The sequence below is a fragment of the Catenulispora yoronensis genome (assembly GCF_039531695.1).
In the GTDB taxonomy this organism is placed as follows: Bacteria; Actinomycetota; Actinomycetes; order Streptomycetales; family Catenulisporaceae; genus Catenulispora; species Catenulispora yoronensis.
The window spans coordinates 17051-35844 of record NZ_BAAAQN010000049.1; the positions used below are offsets into that span (position 1 = coordinate 17051).

Consider the following 18794-nt stretch of genomic DNA (forward strand, 5'->3'; position numbering starts at 1 on the left):
TTCGCCGGGCCTTCGTGGCGGGATGGGTGAATATCAACCGGTATCGCGCTACCCTGCGAACGTGAGGGACGGCGCGGCGCGGGTGCCGTGCGCCACCGGCGTGTAGGGGGCTCTCGTGCAGCTGTACGAGCGGCACGAGGTTTTGGACGCCGTGGGTGCCGACCTGGCACGGGCTGCTCGGGGCGCCGGCGGCGTGACGGTGGTGCTGGGCTCGCCCGGCATCGGCAAGACCCGGCTCGCCGCCGAGATCGCGGCGCGGGCGCGGGCCGCTGGGATGACTGTGCTGAGCGCTCGGGGGCACGAACTCGAACAGGATTTGCCGTTCGGCGTGGTGCTGCAACTGCTCGAGCCCGCACTTGCTGACGGGGTGGCCGGGAGCGTGGCTGGAAGCGCGCACGCCGAGCGCGCCGCGATGTTCGCCGGGGACGCCAGCGGGGCGCAGACGGTGTTCGAACCTGGATCAGCGAGCGTGCTCACCGATCCGGCAAGCGTGGTTCATGCGCTCTATCGGCTCACCCTGCGTCTGTCGGCCCGATCGCCGCTGGCTCTGCTTGTCGATGACGCCCACTGGGCCGACGCCCCGAGCTTGCGTTGGCTCAACTACCTGGCGCGTCGTTCGGATCGCGCGGCGGTCCTCAGCGTAGTCCTTTCGCGTTCGCAGGAGCCCGGGCCCGCGCAGCCCTTGGTGGAGGCGCTCGCTCAGGCGCAGGCTGCTCGAACTGTAGTGCTCAGACCCCTGACTCGCACTGCGGTCGCCGCCCTGCTGCTGAGCGCGCTCGGGCCGAGCTCGGAGAGGTTCGTCGATGCCTGCCGCCACGCCACCGGCGGCAATCCGTTCCTGCTGACCGAGCTGATCCGGCACCTCGCGCAGTCCCCAACACAGGCTATTGATTCAGATGCCGCCGAGCTCGCTCCCATCGTCCCGGAGACGATCAGCCGATGGGTACTCGCCCGCGTGAACAGGCTCGGCCCTCAGACGCTCGCCGTGGTGCGCGCCGCGGCGGTCCTCGGCGAACACGGCCGCCTCGACCAGGTCGCGTCCCTCGCCGGCCTGTCGACCAGCAACGCCGCGGACGCCTGCGATCTGGCGCGCGCCGCCGGCATCCTGGCCCCGAGCGCAGCATTCGCCTTCAGCCACCCGCTCGTGGCAGGCGCGATCCGCGCGGACATCCCAACCTCCGCCAGAGGCCTGATGCACCGCCGCGCAGCCCGAATGCTGGCCCGATCCGGCGCCGCCGCACCCCAGATCGCCGCCCACCTGCTGGCCGCACCCCCGATCGGCGACGCATGGACGGTGGCCAGACTGCGCAAAGCCGCCGACCGGGCACTCGCAGCAGGAGCACCGGAGATCGCCGCCGAGTACCTCCGCCGCGCCGCCGAGGAACCTCCGCCACCACAACTGCGCGGCCAGGTCCACCACGAGTGGGGCATCGCCGCCTCACACCTGGACCCACGCTCCGCGCTACCCCTCTTCCAACTCGCTGTCGAGCAGTCCACCGACCGACACGCCCGCTGCGAGGCAGCACTCGGCCTCGCCAAAGCCTTCTCGCACTGCGACCAGGTCGGCTCCGCGGTCGCAGTACTCGATGCGACAGCGGCAACAATCGGCCATCCCGGCGACACCCGACGCCTCCGGGTCGAGCAGTCGGTGTGGAGCGCCTGGTGGGCCGGCCATGCCGACCCGGGAGGGCGGCGGGCGCTGCTGGAGTGCTTGGGTGGGTCGGGTAGTGGCGATGGTAGGGGCGCTGGTAGCGGCGGAAGTTCGGGCGGAGGTGCGGGCGGCGATGAGGTTGCCGGTGCGAGCGGACGCCGCATCGGTGGCGGAGGCGGAGACCGTGGCGGAGACGGCAGCGCCGGTGGCGAGGGCGACGGTGCCGACGGACGCAGCATCGGTGGCGGAGGTAGCAGTGCCGATGGCGGTGCGCGTACCGGTGCCAGTGGTGGCGATAAGAGCGGCCGTACCCGTGCTGGCGAACGCGGCATCGGTGGCGGAGGTGCCGGTGCCGGTGCCAGCAATGGCGGTGGCGATGAGGGCGGCCATGCCGGTGCTGGCGAACGCTGCATCGATGCCGGTGGCGGAGGCAGTGGCGGTGCTGCCGGTGGCGGTGCGCGTTCCGTTGTTGGTGCCGCTGGTCGCGATGAGGCTGGCCGTGCCAGTTCCGGCACCGGCGGGCGCTGCATTGGTGGCGAAAGCGGTGCTGGTTACCGCATTGAACATGGTGGCGGTAGCGGTGGTGCCGATCGCGGAGGCGGCAACGCTCGCGATGTCCGCACCGTTCTGGTGTTGCGGGCGTGGGAGGCGATGATCGCGGGGGATCCGGTGGCGGAGGTTTGTGGGGCGGTGGAGCGGGCGGTTGCGGTTGGGGCGGACTGGGCGAGTGAGGGGCATGACTTTGAGAATCCGTGCATTTTGGCTCAGGTCTACATCTTCACTGATCGGCTCGATGCCGCGACCGCGCTGCTCGATCGGGGGGTCGCGCATCTCGATCGGCATGGTTGGCGTGGGACGCACTACAGCTTCGTGCAGACTCTGCGTGCTGTCGCCGCCTATCGGCGGGGCGATCTGTTGGCGGCTGAGCGTGATGCCCGGGCGGCGTGGCGGCTTGTTGCCGAGTTGGGTTCGGGGGTGCCGTCGTGGTGGTGGTCGCTGGGGACCCTGATACAGGTGCTGACTGCTCGTGGGCGTTTGGCGGAGGCGCATGGTCTGGCCGCGCAGAATGGGCTCGGCGAGCGTCCGTGCGACGCGTTGTTGTTGCCTGATCCGCTCACGGTGCGTGGGGAGCTGCGCCTGGCGCAGGGCCGGTCCGCCGACGCTGCCGCGGATCTGGAGGCTGCCGGGAGGGTGCTGGAGGCGCACGGTTGTTTGAGTCCGTCGTGGAATCCGTGGCTCATGGACCTGGCGCTGGCGCGGGGATCCGCGCGCGCGAGCGCGCAGGAGGCGCTGGTCCGCGCGCGCCGAGCGGGCACTCCTTGGGCGATTGGCAGAGCTTTGCGAACCGTCGGGCTCCTCACACCAGGGCCCGAGAGCATTGAAGTGCTCGAACACTCGGTCGAGGTCCTTGAACGTTCTCCGGCCCGCTACGAACACGCCCGCAGCTTGGTCGCGTGGGGTGCGGCGCTGCGGCGTGCCAACCACCGCAGCGCCGCCCGCGCTCCCCTGCGTACCGGGCTCGACCTGGCCACGCAGTGTGGTGCGGACCATCTCGCCGACCAGGCCCGGACCGAGCTGGCGGCCACCGGCGCCCGGGCGCCCCGCGCCCGCCTGACCGGCCCCGAGGCGCTGACGCCCAGCGAGACGCGCGTCGCCGCGCTGGCCGCCGGCGGCATGAACAACCCGCAGATCGCAGAGGCCTTGCACATCTCCCGCAAGACCGTGGAGAAGCACCTTGCCGGGACGTTCACCAAGCTCGGTGTCCACTCCCGCCATGATCTCGATCAGGCTCTGGCTTCGGATCCGGCAGCCGGCGACTCTCCCCACCGGGCTGCATAAGCGCGCGCACAACCAATCCGAGTCCGTCACACAGTCGGGAGACTCCACGTCTGCCGAAGCTCCTCCAGCTTCTCGTGGAAACCCGGGAAGGTCTTCTTCACGCACCCCGGCTCATCCAACGTAATACCGGGGACGCGCAGCCCGGTAATGCTGAACGCCATGGCGATGCGGTGGTCGCCGTGGCAGGTGATATGCGCCGGCCCGGGCTCAGCCGGCTCGATCTCGATCCAATCCCGGCCGGTCGTGACCGGGACGGCCAGCGCCCTCAAATTCTCGGCGCAAGCGTCGAGGCGGTCGCACTCCTTGACGCGAGTGTTGTAGACGTCTTCGATCCGCACCGGCCCATCCGCGAACGGCGCGATCGCGGCCAGCGTCGGCATGGTGTCGGAGATGTCCCGCATGTTGACCGTGATCCCGCGCAGCCTGCCCTCACGCGGGCCGGTGACGGTGACCGAGTCCGGCCCGAGTTCGACCGCGGCTCCCATCCGCTCCAGGACGCCCGCGAAACGGACGTCGCCCTGCAAAGCCTGGGAGCCCAGGCCGGGCACCGTGACCGTCCGGCCGGTGACGGCGGCAGCGGCCAGGACGTAGCTCGCCGTCGAGGCGTCCGGTTCGATCAGGTAGTCGGCGGCCTGGTAGCCCCCGGGCGCGACGCTGAAAGTGCTGCCGTCGTGGTCGACCGTGGCCCCGAAGCGCCGCATCATCGCCAACGTGATGTCCACATAAGGCTTGGAGACCAGGTCGGTGACGGTGATGGTGAGGCCCTCGGTGGTCAGCGGGCCGAGCAGCAGCAATGCACTGAGAAACTGCGACGACAGCCCGGCGTCGAGCTCGATGTGGCCGCCCTTCACACCGGCCGCGTGGATCGTCACCGGGTGATGACCGTCGACACCCTCGTGGACGAGGTCGACCCCAAGTTCGACCAACGCCCGGGTGAGCGGCCCAATAGGCCGGCGGCGCATCTGCGCGGAGGCGTCGAACCGGAAGACGCCCTCACCAGCCGCGACCAGCGCCGGCAGGAACCGGGCCGTGGTCGCGCCGTCGCGGCAATAGACGTCGGCGTCACGAACCGCCGGCCCGTGCGGCCGCCCCTCGATCCGCCAGAGGCGCTCCTCCTGAGCCAGCTCGTAGCCCAGGACGCGGAGCGCCTCAGCGAAACCCTCGGTGTCGTCCGAAGACAGCGGCCGATGCAGAGTGGTCACCCCCTCGGCCGCCGCGGCGAGGAACAACGCTCGCGCAGTGATCGACTTGGATCCGGGGATTTCCACAACGGTCATGGTGAGAAGCCTATGGCTTGCCTCCCCGGCGATCACTCCACGATCAGTCCTCAGCGAGCTGTGTCGCCGCGACGTCAGGCAACCGTCAAGACCGCGTTGCCACGAATACCCCGGTCCCGCAGCCGGTCCAGGACGGCGGCGCTCTCGGTCCAGTCGGCCACCTCGCCGATCTCAGGGTGCAGACGCCCCGTGGCGACCAGTCGCACCAGGGTCGCCAGGTCCTCGCCGTCGGAGACGTCCGAGTCGGCGTAGTGGAAGTGGCGGATCGTGGCCGACTCCGGGCCGGCGAAGAAGTCGAAGAAGTTCAGCGTCGCGGGCTGGCGGCTGACCTGGCCGAACCACACCAGGCGGCCGCGGTGGGCCACCTTCGCCAGCGCCAGCGGCAGGTTCGCCCCGCCGGTGCTCTCCAGGGCGACGTCGAACGGTCCGGCGGCGTCGGCGACGTCCTGGACGATCTCGGCCGCGCCGAGCTCCGTCAGCCGGCGGCCGCGCTCGGGCGAGCCGGTCACCGCGGTGGCCCGGGCGCCGGCCGCGGCGGCCAGCTCGACGAAGTAGTGGCCGACGCCGCCGGACGCCCCGGTGATCAGGATCCTGCGACCCGCGACGTCGCCGACGACCCGCAGCAGGCGCAGCGCGGTCAGGCCGGCCAGCGGCAGCGCGGCGGCGGTCACGGCGTCGACCTCGTCGGGCAGCTCGGCCAGCGCGTGGGAGGGGACCGCGACGTACTCGGCCCAGCCGCCCTGCGGCGGGTGCCCGACGACCCGCCGGCCCACCGCCGGGCCGCTGCCGTCGGCCGCGGCCTGGACCACCAGCCCCGCGACGTCCTTGCCCGGCCGCCAGCCCGGCGGCGGGGATTCGAGCTGGAACGTCTCGCCCCGGTTGACCGAGTACGCCTCGACCTTGACCAGCACCTCGTCCGGGCCCAGCTGGGGGTGCTCGACCTCGGCGAGCTCGACGGACGGGGTGGCGTTCCCGGTGGCGACCATGGCCTTCATGGCGGTTTCCTCTCTGTTCTCGCGGCCGCCCTGGGGTGGCGTCCGGCTTCGAGATCAAGGAAACCGCCGGGGAGGCGGCATGGTCCAACAACCGGCGGGACGGTTCGACAACCATCGGTGGTCCGCCGAGGCAGGGCCCTTGCGAGGCGCCCGGCTAACTCGCCGTCGGCTCCTTCGCCGTCAGCTGAAACTGCTTGGCCTCCGGTGCCTTGACCCAGGTGACGCCGCTCGGGGTGAAGGTGCCCAGGCCCTGGACGGTCACGACGCCTCCGGTGATCGAGTCCGGCGCGTCGAAGGCCAGGGTCGCCCCTTGCGGCTGATGCACCATGTGGTCGGCCCCCTCGGCGATCCGGCCGGGCGAGACAGTCCCGTCGGGCAGCGTCAGGGTGAACGACTTCGCCGGGTCGAGCGTGAAGGTCACGTCCATCAGGGTGTGCAGGCCGGGGTCGACGTCGATGAACGCCGTCGTCGACACCCAGATGCGGCCGGGCGGGGCCCAGCCCAGACGCGGCAGCCAGGGTTGAAGGTCGATGGTGCCGCCGAAAAGCGAGAACGACACCTCGAATCCGCATGCGTCCTTCAGGCCCGTCCCGGCCGTGCTCGGGTCGTCGCACGTTGCCCGGCTCACATAGAAGTCGGCGTTGTCGCTGTGTTTCGGCCACGCCAGGGACCGCGGCGGGTAGTACCCGACCACGGCGTCCGACCCGCGCCTGCCGGCACGCATGTCAAAGGTCTGCGCCCGGCCCTCGTCGACGACCTTCAGCAGCGCCGTGTGCCCCACGGGCACGCTGACCACGAACCCGAAGGCGCTGCCGGCCACCGGCACCGGACGCTCCGCACCGTCGATCACCACGCTGACCGCGATCTTCGAGGTGTCGTAGATGTTCACCGTGTCGCTGCTGAGGCCGATGAACTCGTGGCCGTTCGCCGCGGCGTGCGGCTGGTTGTCGGTGTATCCCCGGGAGTCGACCATGCCGTAGGTCGTCCCGCTGACGGTCGAACGGTCGAACTTCAGCCGGAAATGCGGCCCGGTCAACGCCCCGTCGGCCTGGCTGATGGGCGTGACCACGCTGCCCGGGACCGCGGCCACGGCCTGATCGAGGATCTGGATCCGGTCGGCCGGCTCGACGGCGGGTCCGCGCGCGCCGCCCCCGCACGCCAGATTCCCGGCCAGGAGCGCCGAAAGCACTCCGATCGTTGTCAGAACCCGTACTCCCATGGTGCCCGAGGATCGCGCCATCGCCCCCACCCGCCCCCGTCGAGCACGCCCCCGTGGCGCGCGACAGAAGCACCCTGATTCATCGGGACGCCGGCGTCAACCCCGGGCCCGGAACCGGGCCTTACCGCACGGCCACGGCCGGAAGCACAAGGCGGAAACAGGCGCCGTCGGGCACCGGGACGGTCTCCACGCTGCCGCCGTGCGTCTCGGCGACCTGCTTGACGATGGCCAGGCCGAGGCCGGAGCCGGGCAGCGAACGGGCCGCCGGGGACCGGTGGAAGCGGTCGAAGATGTAGGGAAGGTCGGCGGCGGGGATCCCGGGGCCGTGATCGCGGACGTCGACGACCGCGCGGGACTCCACGTGCCGGACCGTGACCAGGACGGGCGGCGGGTCCGGCGAGCCGACCGCCGCGACCAGTTCGGCGGCGGCCACGAACTTCACCGCGTTGTCCACAAGATTGCCGACCGCCCGCTCCAGCGCGTCCGGATCCCCGTGCACCATCACCGGCTCCTCGGCGACCACCTCCACCGCGACCGCCGCCCCGCTCGTGTTCCGCCGCTCGGCGACGGCGGCCGCCAGCAGGTCCAGCCGGACGTCCTCGGTGTACCCGGGAGCCTGTCCGCACCGGGCCAGCTCGACCAGGTCGTCGACCAGTCCGCTGAGTTCCCGCGCCTGCGCCAGGGCCTTGTCGGCCAGCACCGGCGTGTGCGGGTCCGCAGGGCTCTCCGCGATCAGCTCAAGGTTCGTGACCAGCGAGGTCAGCGGCGTGCGCAGCTCGTGGGACGCGTCGGCGACCAGGCGGCGCTGCGCGCCGACGGTGCCGTCCAGCGCGACCGTCATCGCGGTGAACGCCCGCCCCAGGCGGCCCACTTCGTCGCGGCCCCGGACCTCCACGGTCCCGGTCAGGTCGCCGGTCGAGGTGATGTGCTCGACGGCCGCCGTCAGCGTGCCGACCGGGCGCAGCACGCGGCCCGCCAGCAGGCGCGCGACCGCGGCGGCCAGCAGTCCGGCGGCTGGGGTGAGCAGGACGAGCAGCCACAGCAGGGCGTGCAGCGTCGGCGCCGGATCGGATTCCAGCCGCGCCGCGCGGATCACCGAGTCGGGGTATCCCGGCATCGCGGCGGTGTAGACCCGGTACAGCTTGCCGCCGTAGACGGCGTCCTGGAAGTACGCGGCGGACCGCCCGGCCGCCACGTCGACATCATGGGGCGTCACGTCGGTGAAGCGGTCGCTGGGGCCGACAACCGGCGCGACGACGAGTTGGAGCAGCCCGGTGCCGACCCTGAGGACGTAACCCTGGACGGGAACACCGGCCGGCGGGGCCGACTTCTCGGTGTCCTCCACGCCGTTGCGGTTCTCCTTGGTGACCCGACCGCCCGAGCCGGCCGCCGAACCCCCGGCGGTCGGGCCGGCCGCCGCCGGACTCCCGCTCAGCACCTTGTCGCGGACGTCCTTCAACGAATCAGGGCTCTGCCGCACCGCGTCCACCAGCGACGCGTCCAGCTGCGCCCGCATCCCGGCGCCGATCGCCGGATACTCGATCGCGCCGGCCACGGCCGAAGCCGTGATCATCGCCGCGCCGCCGGCGAGCGCCACCCGCAGGCGCAGGTTCACGGATCCTCCCGCAGCACGTAGCCCAGACCCCGGACGGTCTGGATGAGGCGCGGGCGGCCCCCGGCCTCCAGCTTGCCTCGCAGATAACTGATACTCACCCACAGCGCGGTCGCCTCCGGGCCGAAGTCGTAGCCCCAGACCGCCTCGAAGATCTGCGTCCGGGACAGCACCCGGCGCGGATTGCGCAGGAACAGGTCCAGCAGTGCCAGCTCGGTCCGGGTGAGCGGAACCGGCTCCCCGGCCCGGGTCACCCGGCAGGCCGCGACGTCCAGGACCACGTCGGCGAACCGCAGCAGCTCGGGCGTACCGGTGCCGGACCGGCGCAGCAGGGCCCTGACGCGGGCCCGCAGCTCCTCCAGCGCGAACGGCTTGGCCAGGTAGTCGTCGGCCCCGGCGTCCAGGCCCGCGACCCGGTCGGCGACCAGGTCGCGGGCGGTGAGCAGCAGGATCGGCGTGGCGTCCCCGGCGTCGCGCAGCGCGCGGCAGATCTCCAGGCCGTTCGGCTCGGGCATCATCACGTCCAGCACCACCGCGTCGGGCGGGGTCCGGGCGTGCTCGGCCAGCGCCGCGGCGCCGTCCGCGGCGACGGCGACGTCGTAGCCGTCGCGCCGCAGCGCGTGTTCCAGCGACTCACGAACCGCCGCGTCGTCGTCCACCACCAGAATGCGCATGCCGGGAGTCTTACTCTCCTGCCTGAGACGTCACTGAGACCGAACCCGCGGTGCGACTAGTTCTTGGAGCTGAACGACGTCGCCTTGCCCGCGTCCCCCGGCCCCTTGCCGACGGAGCCGCAGTCGTCGCCGTGGGCGATCACCGTGACGGCGCTGCCGGGCGCGGTCTTGGCCGTGGCGCAGGTGCCCTTGCCGCCGCTGCTGCCGCCGCCGTCGGCCGCGAACGCGGCACCGGCGGACGTCGCGGCCGCCGCGGCGACGACGGTGGCGATGACGATCCTCTTACGCATGCTCATGCTGGTCCTCCTCAGGAACCGGACGGCGTCTGTCGCCGTCCTGGAAGCCATAGGACCAAGCCCACTTCCCACAGACTGTGGCCGAACCTTGGCGTTTCCTTTCAGGTTCCGATCGGAGCCGCGTCGGCGACCGGTTCCTCCATGGCCTCGTCCCGTGCCAGGTCGGCGGCCGGTTCCACGGCCTCGTCCCGGGCCGGGAACACGACTTCCTCCAGGATCAGCTTCACCGCGGTCGCCGCCGGCACCGCGACCAGCGCCCCGATGATCCCCAGCAGCGTGCCGCCGGCCAGCACCGCGAGCATGGTCGCCGCCGGATGGATGCGCACGACGTACTTCATGGTCAGCGGGTTCACCAGGTGGTCCTCGGCGAAGCGGAACAGCGTGTAGAACACGCCGGTCGCGACGGCGACCGGCACCGAGACGGTCAGCGCCACCAGGCTCACCACGATGCCGCCGACCGTGGAGCCGATGATGGGGATCAGGTCCATGATGGCGACGAACACCCCCAGCAGCACCGGATACGGCACCCCGAACGGCCAGGCCCAGGCGAAGGTCGCCAGCCCGGCCAGCACCGACGTCGCGACGTTGGCCAGCATGTAGCGTCCGACCTGGGCGACGATCCGGTCGGTGAGGTCCCCGACGGCGTCCCGGCTCGGCTCGCGGACGAACCGCAGCGCGAACCGCTTGATCACCGGCATCCCGGTCAGCAGGTAGATCGTCAGCGTGCTCACCGCCAGCAGGCCCGCGAGCGCGCCGACCAGCCGCCGGCCCATGCCCAGCACCCCGCTGAACAGCGCCGACGCCGCGTCCCCGCCGGAGAAGTGCTGCTTCAGCTTCTCCAGCACCTGGTACCGGTCCTCCAGCCGGCCGAGGGTGGAGTGGTGGTCGTGCAGCTCCTGGATCCACACCGGCACCGCGTTGACCAGCGCGTCGATCTCGGTCGTGACCGGCGGCACGGCCAGGGCGACGAAGCCCGCCACCATCCCGAGCACGGCCACCACGACCACCGCCACCGCGACGCCGCGCCGGGCCCCCAGCCGGACGAGCACGCCGACCGCCGGCTCCAGGCTCACCGCCAGGAACAACGACAGCAGCGCCAGCACCAGCACCTGCTCGGCCCCGAGCAGCGCCTGCGCGAGCGCATAGGCGAGGAGGAGCCCGGTTCCGAGGCCGAACCCCATCCCCACCCAGGAGACGTCAGGCTGGGATGCTTCGTCACGGATCCGGAACGGTCTTGGCATGCGGACTCCTCCTCGCCGCCGCATCCGCTCGATGCCAGTCCAGTGACGGATGCGATCGCCGCCGGACGAGGGAACCCCCGGCGGCCGGATCCTGATGACCGGCTTCGGAGAAGCCAAACCGGCGGCGCCGGTCGACTCTGTGAGCCGGTCCGTTCTGTGAGCCGGTCCACTCTGTGATCAGAGTTCGAACGCAGGAATGCGGCCGCGGCCGGAGCGGTTTGGTCCAGTGCCGTTGTGATCGATCACTCAAGGAGCACACTCATGCACGTCGTCGATACGCAAGCGCTGGCCGCGAAGTCCTCCGACCCGTCTGCCGTCGCCGCGGAGCTGCGCGACCGCGCCGAGATCGCGGACGCGCTGTACCGGTTCGGCCTGGGCCAGGACCTGAAGAACGCCGAGCTGTTCGCCTCCGCCTTCGCCGCCGACGCCGAGCTGGACTTCCGTCCCGCCGCCGCCCGCTGGGGCGCGAGCCCGCCGCTGATGACCGGCCGGGACCAGATCGTCGGCGCGATCCTGGCGATGTTCACCGGCCGCGTCGACACCACGCACCAGGTCACCAACGTCCGCGTCGCGGTCGACGGCGACACCGCGCGCCTGACCGCGCTGGTGGAGGCGCAGCACCTGCTGACGGCCGACCACGGCGTGTTCGCCCTGTTGAAGAACCCTTACTCCTGCGACCTCGAGCGCGACGGGGACCGCTGGGTGATCCGGCGGATGCGGATCGAGAACGCCTGGTTCACCGGGGATCCGACAGCCATCTTCGGGGGCTGATCCACCCGGTCGTCCGCCCTACGCGGGGCGAAGGCGGAGGCCGTCCAGGAACACCGTGATCAGCGGATCGCCCGGACGGATTCCGGGGCGGCAGACGATCACGCTCAGCATGTCGGCGACCTGCGCGGGAGAGAGATCCCGACGCAGGTCGCCCTGCTTCTGCGCGCGGGTGACGGCCTCGGCGATGAGGGCGTCGCTGCGCTCCGCGAGCGCATCGAGCTCGGGCTTGTCCAAGGGCGTCTCGCTGACCGCCTTGGTGAGAGCCAGCGGAAGCGCCACGCACTGCTCGATGATGCCGACGAACGCGTCCCAGCCCGAAGGCGCCGTGTCCAGGCGCGCCTGAGCGTAGTCGTAGAGCCGCCGCAAGCTGTCGGCGGCGATCTCCTCCAGCAGGCTTTGGCGGTCGGGGAAGTGGCGATAGAGCGTGCCGACGCCGAGCCCGGCGGAGCGCGCGATCTCCTCCATCGAAGCCGCGGGACCGCGCTCGATGAAGAGGTCGACCGCCGCGCCGAGGATCAGGTCGCGGTTGCGGCGCGCATCGGATCGCACGGACAGCCTTTCGTCAGAACCGGAATACCGGGTTCAGGTTAGTGTAGCCTCCGAAGTGGAAGCGGAACCTCAGGTTCACTTTGGAGGGTGTTATGCGGTGGGGATTCTTCTCAGGCGGCGAGTCGCTGAGCGTGGATCGGCACGTCGAGCAAACGCGGGCGGCGGCCGCGGCGGGCCTGGACTCAGCGTTCTTCGGGCAGGTGGGCTCCTGGGACGCGATCGGCCTCGCGGCGATCTGCGGCCGTGAAGTACCGGGGATCGAGGTGGGCGTGGCGGTCACCCAGACCTTTCCCCGGCACCCGCTGGCCCTGGCCGCCCAGGCGCTGACCGCGCAGGCCGCCACCGGCAACCGTTTCACGCTGGGCGTCGGGCCGAGCCATCCGGCGGTCATCGAGGGCCAGTTCGGGCTCGCCTACGAGAAGCCGGCCCAGCACACCCGCGAGTACCTGGAGGTGCTCGGCTCCCTGCTCGACGGCCGTCCGACCGAATACCGGGGCGAGCGGATCACCGCTGTCGGCCGGGTCGACGCTCCGGAGGCGAAGCGGCCCGCGCTGCTGCTGTCGGCGCTCGGCCCGGTCATGCTGCGGACCGCCGGGGAGCTGGCGGACGGGACGACCACGGTGTGGGCCGGCCCGCGGATCATCGGCGAGCATGTCGCACCCCTGATCAATCGCGCCGCGCAGGAGGCGGGCCGTCCCGCGCCGAGGATCGCGGCCCTGGTCGTCGCGTCGCTGACCAGCGATCCCGACGGGACCAGGCAGGAGCTGGCCGAGCGTTATGCGATGGCGTCGCAGATGCCTGCGTACCGGGAGATCCTCGAGCGCCAGGGCAAGTCGAACGTGGGAGAGACGATCGTCGCCGGCGACGAGCAGACCCTGGAGCGGGAGCTGCGGGCCTACGCCGACGCGGGGGCGACCGATCTGATGGTCAGCGCCTTCGGGGCCGCCGAGCGGTTGATCGAGTTCCTGGGTTCGATCCGCACCGGTAGGTAGGGGGCGTAGGGCGCTTAGGGGGCGTAGGGCGCTTAGGGGGCGTAGGGCGCTTAGGGGGCGTAGGGCGCTTAGCGCGCTTAGGGCGCGTGGAACACGCAGGGCGCGGCTCGTTACGGATGCCGTCGCGGCGCGGGCACAGCGGTCAGGGGATTGCGATAGAGCGCATCCAACACCGCCGAGCCGCCCGCGACGGCAAGGGTGTCCCCCGCGAAGCTCGACGGCACGACGGCGGTCGCCGCGTCGAAGCGGGTCCGAGTGCTGACGGCGATCTCGGCCCGCAGCGCCGTCAGCACCGATGGCAGAGCCATGACCGCCTGGTCGGCCACGACCACGAGCTCGGGGCTGAACACGTCGATCAGCAGCGCCGCGCCCTGGCCGACCAGGCGGGCCCGCTCGACCAGCAGGTCCACCGCCGCCTCGGTGCCGGCGCGCGCCTCGGTGAGCAGGGCCGGGAAGTCGTGGGCGGCGACGACGCCGGTGGCGACGGCGCGGCCGGTGACGGTGCGTTCGGAGACCGAGGCCTGGAAGCAGCCGGTGCGGCCGCAGGGGCAGTGCTCGGCGCTGTTGGCGAGGGGAAGGTGCGCGATGACTCCGGCCTGGGAGCGCGGGCCGTAGTGCGCGGCGTCGTCCAGCGCGAAGGCGGCCTCGACGACGTTCCCGACGAACAGGTGCAGCACGCTCCGGGCGTCGCGGGCGGCGCCGAACAGCCGCTCGCCGTGCAGGAGGGCCCGGGAGTGTCCGTCGACGTGGACGGGCAGTCCGGTGTGCTCGCGCAGCAGATCGCGCACCGGCACCTCGCTCCAGCCGAGCATCGCGTGCTCGACGACGGTGCCGGTGTCCTGGTCCACCCACCCGCCGCAGGCGACGCCGACGCCGAGCGGGGTGGCGCCCGCGCCGTACCGGTGCAGGAGGTCGAGCAGGCAGCGGGCGGCGTGCCGGAGCGTGTCGGCCGCGGACGCGGCGGGGGTGTCGCCGGCCCGGTGCGGAATGCGGGAGCTTTTCAGGACCCGGCCGCGCAGATCGAGCACCGCGACGGTGGTGTGCGGGACCGCGATGTGGACGGCGCCGACCACATGGCGGTCGGTGTCGATGTCGACGGGAAGGTGCGGACGGCCGAGACCGTTCGACTGGATCTGCTCGGGCAGGTCGCGCAGCAGGCCGAGCGCGATCAGCTCGGTGCTGTGCCCGGTCATGGAGGCCGGGGACAGCCCGGTCAGGCGGGCGATCGTGCTGCGGGCCACGGGGCCGTGCGCGAGGACCGCGCGCAGGACCGCCCCGGCGCTCGCTTCACGCCTTCCGGCCATGACGAGGCGGGCGTCTGAGACGGCGGGGGTGGGAGTGGACGCGGGACCGGACGCGGGGCCGGACGCGGGGGTGGGGTTGCGGGCGGGGGCGGGCCTGCGCGCCGGTCGGCTCGGCGGCGTTCTGTCCGGCACGGTCCGGTCCTGCGCTGATCTGCCCGGCGCAATTCTGTCCGGCACTGCTCGGACCGGCGCGACAGGGCGGCAGTCAGGTATGGCTCGGGCCTGGTTCTGGCCCGCGGACTCGGTGCAGGCCGCGACACCGGGATGATCGCCGATAACAGGTTTCATGGGAGGCAGCCTCCGACCGCGCGCCAGGATATGGGACCGTTCGTCTCGCGCGCGCCGGTGTCAGCGGGTGGCGCGCAGCTCACGAGGCCGACACAGCGCGGCCGCCTGGCGGCGCAGGTCGACGTACAGCCGGGCCCTGAGACGGGCCGCCTGGGGAACCATGTTGTCTGCGAACGCGGGCTGTGGGCCCGATTATTCCCGGGGCCGATCCCGGCGGTCGGTGATTGACAGCATCGTGTCGCCGTACCTAGCGTCGGTGGCGGCGCGCCAGCGGATCGCCGTTTCCTCTACCGCCCGCCCCGTTCCGGGCGTGGTCGTGTGCTTCCTGCTTCCTGATGGAGAATCCTGATGACCCAGACCCCCGGGCCCGACCGTGCCCTGCCGCTTCCCGCGACGCTGCGCACCGGCGTCGTGGTGGGCAATCCCAAGCCCGCCTCGCGCACCTACCAGGCCGCGCTCCATCTCGCGGAGCGTCTCGCCGGGCGGGCCCCGGACCTCACCGTGGACCTCGCCGAATACGGCGCCGGCCTGCTGGACTGGTCCGACGCCGCCACCGCCGAGGCCGTGGCCGGCGTCGCCGCGCTCGATCTGCTCGTGGTGGCCAGCCCGACGTACAAGGCCTCGTACACCGGCTTGCTGAAGGTGTTCCTGGACCGCTTCCAGTCCGACGCGCTGGCCGGCGTGGTCGTCGTGCCGCTGATGCTCGGCGCCGGGCCCGGCCACGCGATGGCGCCGGAGGTGTTCCTCAAGCCGGTGCTGGCCGAACTCGGGGCGGTGCTGCCGACGCGTGCGCTGTATCTGCTGGACTCCTCCTACGACGACCCCGCCGCCTACGAGCCCTGGCTCGCCGCCTCCCAGGACCGGGTGCTCGCGGCGCTCCGCCGGCCGGCGTCGCCGACCCTCTGAGCCGTGGACGGTGCCCGGCCTGCATTATTTCAGTAGAGATGAAATGGCCATCTGTTGACGAGAGCTATTCGCACTGAGATCGTAAACGCATGACCTCCGGCGTGCTTCTCGTGGCCCGCCTGCACGTCGACCTTCGGCGGCAGGCGAGCGCCGTCTGTCCGGCTTCGCGGTAGTTCTCTCCGCCTCGCGGCAGTCCTCTCCGCCCCGCGGTCGCCCCTTCTGTCGCGACCAGCGCCTTCGGCAATTGTTTCGGGACCCTGATTTTCAGCATTCCGCATCACGGTGCTGATTCGCGTCCCGGCATTCCCCATCCCTTTTCCCTGTTCCCCCCTGCCCGCTGAAAGGTTCATTTCGCCATGCCCGAGAACCAGCTCACCGTCACCCGGGTCGCCGGACGCATCGGCGCCGAGATCGGCAACGTCGACCTCGCCGAGCCGCTGGACGAGGCCGCCGTGGCGGCGATCCGCGCCGCGCTGCTCGAACACAAGGTCGTCTTCTTCCGCGCCCAGCGCCTGGACCACGGTTCGCAGATCGCCTTCGCCCGGCAGTTCGGCGAGCTCACGCACGCCCACCCGCACGAGGACGCGCCGCCGGAGCAGTTCCCGCAGATCCTGACCATCGACCCGGACCGTTACGCGCAGAAGTACGGCGAGGACTTCCGCCAGGAGTACCGCAAGCGTCAGTACTCGTACTTCGCGGGCTGGCACACCGACGTCACCGCCGCCGTCAACCCGCCGGCCGCCTCCATCCTGCGCGCGGAGACGGTGCCCGAGTTCGGCGGCGACACCCAGTGGACCAACCTGGCCGCCGCCTACGAGGGCCTCAGCGCCCCGCTGCAACGGCTGGCCGAGTCGCTGCGGGCGGTGCACCGGTTCCGCGTGCCGACCGACGAGTCGTCGAAGCTGTCCGAGCGGGTCAACGCCAACCTGCTGATCGCCGAGCACCCGGTGGTGCGGGTGCACCCCGAGACCGGTGAGCGGGTGCTGTTCGTCAATCCCGGCTTCACCGACCACATCGTCGGGCTGAACGCGGTCGAGTCCCGGCGGATCCTGGAGCTGTTCTACGAGCACCTGACCCGGTCGGAGTACACGGTCCGGTTCCGCTGGCGCGCGGGCGACGTCGCGTTCTGGGACAACCGCGCCACCTCGCACTTGGCGCCGTCGGACCTGGACCACCTGCATGTCCAGCGCACGCTGCACCGCGTCACCCTGATCGGCGACCGCCCGGTGGGCGTCGACGGCCGGGAGTCCGAGCTGATCGCCGGCAAGCCGTTCCTGGCCGAGGCCGCCGTCGTCGCGTCCTGATACCCGTGCGCCGCACTGCCGTGCTGCCGTGCTGCCGTGCTGTCACCGGCACGGCAGCGCGGCGGCGCGGTGAGCCGGCCCCCCGGCTCCCCGTTCCCCTTTGCCCGCCGCCTTGAGGAGGCCGCCTTGTCCCGTCATCGTGATCGACCCTCGGGGTCGGCCGTGGCCCTCTTCGCCACCAACCAGGACCTCTCCCCCGCCGGGCTGCGCGAGGTGTTCGGCGCCTTCCCCTCCGGCGTCGTCTCCGTCGTGGCCTTCGTCGACGACCGGCCGATCGGCCTCGCGGCCAGCTCCTTCACCTCGGTGAGCCTGGACCCGCCGCTGGTGTCGGTCTCGATCGCGAACGGTTCGAAGACCTGGCCGGAACTGCGCGGCGCCGACCACCTGGGCATCACGGTCCTGGCCGACCACCATCGCGGGTTCGCCAGGCAGCTGGCGGGGCCGGTCGGCGCGCGGTTCGAGGGGATCCCGCTCGCCCGCACCGCCGAGGGGGCCGGATTCGTCGAGGACGGCCTGGCGCACTTCGCCACCAGCGTCCACCGCGAGGTCGAGGCCGGGGACCACACGATCGTCCTGCTGCGGGTGCACGCCAGGGCGGCCGCCGCCGAAGGCTCGCCCCTGGTCTTCCACCGCAGCGGTTTCCGCACCCTGGCCGCCTGACCGCGCGGCACGTCTTGAAGTGATCGTCGAAGAAGGACACATGGAATTCCTCTGGTACGTCCCCAACACCATCGAGCCCGGCCATCGGGGCGACGACACCGCCGACGGCTGGGGCACCCTGGACTTCACCCTCGACCTGGCCGTCACCGCCGAGCGCCACGGCTGGTCCGGCGCGCTGTTCGGCACCGGGTGGGGCCGTCCCGACACGTTCACCGTCGCCACCGCGGTCGCGGCGCGGACCAGCACGTTCAAGCCGCTCGCGGCGATCCGGCCCGGCTACTGGCGGCCGGCGCATTTCGCGAGCGCGGCGGCGACACTGTCGCACCTGTCGGGCGGTCGGCTGCTGATCAACATCGTCAGCGGGCAGGACAATCTCGCCGCGTACGGGGACGCCGAGGGCGACCAGGCGCAGCGGTATGCCCGTACGAAGGAGTTCATGCGGATCGCACGGCGGCTGTGGACCGAGGAGGACGTGACCTTCGCCGGCGAGCACTTCCAGGTGACCGGCTCGACGGTCGTGCCGCGGCTTCCCGACGGCGGACCGCGCCTGTACTTCGGCGGCGCGTCGGCGGCGGCGGAGCGGGTCTCGGCGACGGAGGCCGACGTCCAGCTGTTCTGGGGCGAACCGCTGGACGACATCGCCGAACGCATCGAGCGCCTCCGGGTGCTCAGCCGCGATCTGGACCGCGACCTGGCGCCGCTGGAGTTCGGACTGCGGATCACCACGCTCGTCCGCGACACCCCGGAGGAGGCCTGGCAGGCCGCCGAGGCGAAGGTCGCGCAGCTCGCGGAGCGCAACGGCGCGCAGCCCGACCGCAGCGGCGTGTCGAAGGGCCGGGCGCCCGCGGTCGGCCAGCAGCGGCTCCTTGATCTGTTCGAGCGCGGCGAGGTCTTGGACGACTGCCTGTTCACGACGCCCGGCCGGTACGGAGGCGGCGGCGCCGGCACCACCTGGCTGGTCGGCTCGGCCGATCAGGTCGCCGCGGCGCTGCGCAAATACGCCGACCTCGGCATCAGCCACTTCATCCTGTCGGACACGCCCTACAAGCAGGAAACCGCTCGCGTGGGCGACGCGCTGATCGGGCGGCTGCGGGAGCCGGTCGCGGTCTGAGACCGCCGCTCGCACCGCGGTGTCCGCGCCCTGGGACACGCTTGCCCGAAACTCTACTGAATCTATATGAATGAAAGACTTTTCGGAAGGCCGAGCCCTCATGAC

The 18794-nt window shown here is 71.8% G+C and carries 17 protein-coding genes; 8 read left to right on the forward strand and 9 right to left on the reverse strand.

The features are described 5' to 3' along the window. Positions 1 to 115: 115 nt before the first annotated feature. Positions 116 to 3490, forward strand: a complete 3375-nt coding sequence (locus tag ABD481_RS32235) for a helix-turn-helix transcriptional regulator (RefSeq protein WP_344669600.1) — start codon at positions 116 to 118, stop codon at positions 3488 to 3490. Between the two features lie 26 nt (positions 3491 to 3516). On the opposite strand, the gene aroA is transcribed toward ABD481_RS32235, so the two are convergent. From aroA to ABD481_RS32270, 7 genes are all read right to left on the reverse strand, one after another. Beyond that, complete coding sequence (gene aroA, locus ABD481_RS32240; RefSeq protein ID WP_344669601.1) at positions 3517 to 4767, reverse strand: 3-phosphoshikimate 1-carboxyvinyltransferase; 1251 nt, start codon at positions 4765 to 4767, stop codon at positions 3517 to 3519. A gap of 74 nt (positions 4768 to 4841) precedes the next feature. After that, complete coding sequence (locus ABD481_RS32245; protein WP_344669602.1) at positions 4842 to 5762, reverse strand: zinc-binding dehydrogenase; 921 nt, start codon at positions 5760 to 5762, stop codon at positions 4842 to 4844. 154 nt (positions 5763 to 5916) lie between these two features. Then, on the reverse strand, positions 5917 to 6951 hold the full coding sequence (locus ABD481_RS32250) for a hypothetical protein (RefSeq protein WP_344669603.1): 1035 nt from the start codon (positions 6949 to 6951) through the stop codon (positions 5917 to 5919). 151 nt (positions 6952 to 7102) lie between these two features. After that, positions 7103 to 8596 (reverse strand): HAMP domain-containing sensor histidine kinase, encoded by a 1494-nt coding sequence (locus tag ABD481_RS32255; protein WP_344669604.1) that lies wholly within the window; start codon positions 8594 to 8596, stop codon positions 7103 to 7105. Beyond that, positions 8593 to 9267, reverse strand: coding sequence for a response regulator transcription factor (locus ABD481_RS32260; protein ID WP_344669605.1), 675 nt, complete (start codon positions 9265 to 9267; stop codon positions 8593 to 8595). Before ABD481_RS32260 ends, ABD481_RS32255 begins: the two co-directional genes overlap by 4 nt. 56 nt (positions 9268 to 9323) lie before the next feature. Then, positions 9324 to 9563 (reverse strand): hypothetical protein, encoded by a 240-nt coding sequence (locus ABD481_RS32265; RefSeq protein ID WP_344669606.1) that lies wholly within the window; start codon positions 9561 to 9563, stop codon positions 9324 to 9326. A gap of 101 nt (positions 9564 to 9664) precedes the next feature. Further along, positions 9665 to 10804 (reverse strand): AI-2E family transporter, encoded by a 1140-nt coding sequence (locus ABD481_RS32270; RefSeq protein ID WP_344669607.1) that lies wholly within the window; start codon positions 10802 to 10804, stop codon positions 9665 to 9667. A 261-nt stretch (positions 10805 to 11065) separates the two neighbouring features. Between ABD481_RS32270 and ABD481_RS32275 the strand changes: the two genes are divergently transcribed. Continuing rightward, positions 11066 to 11575 carry a nuclear transport factor 2 family protein gene (locus ABD481_RS32275; protein WP_344669608.1) on the forward strand — a complete coding sequence of 170 codons (510 nt, stop codon included), beginning with the start codon at positions 11066 to 11068 and terminating at the stop codon, positions 11573 to 11575. A gap of 18 nt (positions 11576 to 11593) precedes the next feature. On the opposite strand, the gene ABD481_RS32280 is transcribed toward ABD481_RS32275, so the two are convergent. Beyond that, positions 11594 to 12124, reverse strand: a complete 531-nt coding sequence (locus tag ABD481_RS32280; protein ID WP_344669609.1) for a TetR/AcrR family transcriptional regulator — start codon at positions 12122 to 12124, stop codon at positions 11594 to 11596. Positions 12125 to 12216: 92 nt separating this feature from the next. Here ABD481_RS32280 and ABD481_RS32285 point away from each other — a divergent pair, with 92 nt between their 5' ends. Then, complete coding sequence (locus ABD481_RS32285; RefSeq protein ID WP_344669610.1) at positions 12217 to 13116, forward strand: TIGR03564 family F420-dependent LLM class oxidoreductase; 900 nt, start codon at positions 12217 to 12219, stop codon at positions 13114 to 13116. Between the two features lie 110 nt (positions 13117 to 13226). Here the strand turns inward: ABD481_RS32285 and ABD481_RS32290 are convergent, their stop codons facing one another. Next, on the reverse strand, positions 13227 to 14420 hold the full coding sequence (locus tag ABD481_RS32290; protein ID WP_344669611.1) for an ROK family protein: 1194 nt from the start codon (positions 14418 to 14420) through the stop codon (positions 13227 to 13229). A gap of 636 nt (positions 14421 to 15056) precedes the next feature. On the opposite strand from ABD481_RS32290, the gene ABD481_RS32295 reads away from it, so the two are divergent. The 5 genes from ABD481_RS32295 (at position 15057) to ABD481_RS32315 (ending at position 18689) form a co-directional block, all read left to right on the forward strand. Next, on the forward strand, positions 15057 to 15614 hold the full coding sequence (locus ABD481_RS32295) for an NADPH-dependent FMN reductase (protein WP_425559339.1): 558 nt from the start codon (positions 15057 to 15059) through the stop codon (positions 15612 to 15614). Between the two features lie 89 nt (positions 15615 to 15703). Beyond that, entirely contained in the window at positions 15704 to 15787 is an 84-nt protein-coding gene (locus ABD481_RS32300) for a putative leader peptide (RefSeq protein ID WP_344669661.1), read from the forward strand. Between the two features lie 183 nt (positions 15788 to 15970). After that, on the forward strand, positions 15971 to 16918 hold the full coding sequence (locus tag ABD481_RS32305) for a TauD/TfdA dioxygenase family protein (protein ID WP_344669612.1): 948 nt from the start codon (positions 15971 to 15973) through the stop codon (positions 16916 to 16918). Positions 16919 to 17080: 162 nt separating this feature from the next. Then, positions 17081 to 17578, forward strand: coding sequence for a flavin reductase family protein (locus ABD481_RS32310; RefSeq protein ID WP_344669662.1), 498 nt, complete (start codon positions 17081 to 17083; stop codon positions 17576 to 17578). Between the two features lie 40 nt (positions 17579 to 17618). After that, positions 17619 to 18689 carry an LLM class flavin-dependent oxidoreductase gene (locus ABD481_RS32315; RefSeq protein ID WP_344669613.1) on the forward strand — a complete coding sequence of 357 codons (1071 nt, stop codon included), beginning with the start codon at positions 17619 to 17621 and terminating at the stop codon, positions 18687 to 18689. Positions 18690 to 18794 lie beyond the last annotated feature (105 nt).